The sequence below is a fragment of the Bradyrhizobium sp. genome (assembly GCF_049586575.1).
Taxonomy (GTDB): Bacteria; Pseudomonadota; Alphaproteobacteria; order Rhizobiales; family Xanthobacteraceae; genus Bradyrhizobium.
The window spans coordinates 1-2073 of sequence record NZ_JBAVCF010000511.1; the positions used below are offsets into that span (position 1 = coordinate 1).

Consider the following 2073-nt stretch of genomic DNA (forward strand, 5'->3'; position numbering starts at 1 on the left):
AGCAGGGCGGTATCCGGGGACGCGTCCACCTCATGGATCCGGCCGTTGACGTTCAGGCGGATACTAGTGCCCACTTTCCGAAGTTCGTGCTCCACCTCAGCACCTGCCTTTCACGAACTTCGGAAAGTCATGGGCACCAGCAACTTTATGGTTTCCAGTGCCGCTTTGCCATTTGAAGTTCCTGGACAGAATTTGCTGCTTGCAGCGCAGGAACTTCAAATGGGCGGCGCTGGCTTGCGTCATGCGTGGTGCATCCGGTAAGGGCATTTCGCACATCATTCAAAGGCATTTCGAGAATAACGTTTGCATGCAAACGTGCAAGCCTGCTGCTCAAACGCGCTTGACAGCATTGGCGGCGCGCGCAACATTGTTCGTATACGAATGAAGTGCCGGCGGCAGATCACGCCGCCGGTCGCTGGGTGCCACGCTACCTTCGCCAACGCCGGCTCGAGGGCTCGTGCATGACAACTGACGCTGCCGCCGCCGACAAGATCCGCTGCGATGCCTGCCCCGTGATGTGCTACATCAAGCCGGGCGCAGCCGGTGCGTGCGACCGCTACGCCAATCACGACGGACAATTGGTGCGCGTCGATCCACACGTTCTTTTGGAGCGGACGGTGTCGCATGGCGGACGGCTCGTACCGTTCCAGGCCGGCGGCGACTGGGACGGCAAGATCGTCCACGAGCACGATGTATTCGTCACCGCGATCGGCGCCGGCACCACCTATCCTGATTACAAGCCCGCGCCCTTCATCGTGTCCTCAGAGATCGACGGCGTCGACATGGTCACGGTCGTGACCGAAGGCATTTTCAGTTATTGCGGCGTCAAGGTGAAGATCGATACCGATCGTTTCCTCGGGCCCGAAGCCGCAACGGTGCGCGCGCAGGGCGAGGCGGTGGGACATGTGACAACCGGCGAATACGGCTCGCAGATGCTGTCGCTCGGTGGCGTTCATCACTTGACCGGCGGATCGAAGAAGGAGGGTCGCGTCACCTGCGACGCGCTGATGGACTTGAGCAACTGCAAGCCCGTCGAGTTGACGATTGACGGCGGCGCGACGGTCGTGGTGCAGGCTGGCTATCCGCCTGTTGTCAATGGTGTGGCCGAAGAGCGGATGCGGGTCGGCTGCGGGTCGGCGACGATTGGCATGTTCGCCAAGCAGTGGCACGGCAAGGTAGACGAGGTCGTGGTCGTTGACGACCATATCACCGGCGTGCTCTCGGAACATCAAGCCGGCAAGGTGCTGGATGTTGCCGATACCGGCATCAAGATGAAGGGACGGCGCTCGACACCAGGCCGCTATTTCCAGGTCGCCGAGGCCGGTACCGGCTGGGGCGGCACGCAGATTTCAGATCCGTTGACGATTCTGGGGCCGTTCGATCCGAAGGTGGCGAAACCCGGTATGACGCTGCTGATGGTATCGACCACAGGCGAACACGCTGCTTATTACGAACTCGACGGTTCATTGAAACCGGTCGAGAAGGCGATGCCAGCGGACCTGAAATTTTCGGTCGAACGAATTCAGGAGAATTGCGAGCCGGCGCTGTGCACGGTGCTCTTCATGGGCGGAGCGGGCGGTTCGTTGCGTGCCGGCGTCACCGACAATCCGGTGCGGCTGACGCGTTCGGTGAAGGACGCATTGACGCGGGTCACGAGCGGTGGCGCGCCGGTCTATGTCTGGCCGGGCGGCGGCATCACCTTCATGGTTGACGTCACGCGGCTGCCGGCGGGCGCGTTTGGTTACGTGCCGACGCCCGCGCTGGTGGCGCCGATCGAGTTCACAATGCGATTGTCCGATTATGCCGCGCTAGGCGGCCATATGGATCACGTTCGTCCGCTGGCGTCCTTGAAAGCGGGCGAAGCGCGTCTGGTGACGGCGCCATCGCCCAAAGCGGGAGTGCGGCCATGACGCGGCAGCCGCAGGTCGGGTGGTTGAAAGACGGCAAGCGGGTGCATTTGCAGGATGGCCCGATCGACCTGATCGTGGAAGCGCACGGAGCTGGTGCAAATCTCCACGCGGCCTATGCCGCTGCGATTGGCCGTTTCACCGGCTTGCTCGACGAACTCTGTGA

The 2073-nt window shown here is 62.0% G+C and carries 1 protein-coding gene and 1 pseudogene; both read left to right on the forward strand.

Features of this window, described 5'->3' with window-relative positions; translation table 11 throughout:
* The first annotated feature begins 461 nt into the window (after positions 1-461).
* Positions 462-1910 carry a 6-hydroxynicotinate reductase gene (locus tag WB528_RS19440; protein ID WP_423890021.1) on the forward strand — a complete coding sequence of 483 codons (1449 nt, stop codon included), beginning with the start codon at positions 462-464 and terminating at the stop codon, positions 1908-1910.
* Positions 1907-2073, forward strand: a pseudogene (locus WB528_RS19445) (UPF0280 family protein); the annotation flags it as partial. The gene WB528_RS19440 and the pseudogene WB528_RS19445, both read left to right, overlap by 4 nt.

Bases quoted from the DNA above. Each gene is read 5' to 3' on its own strand.
- WB528_RS19440 (WP_423890021.1), top strand. From the start codon at position 462: ATGACAACTGACGCTGCCGCCGCCGACAAGATCCGCTGCGATGCCTGC.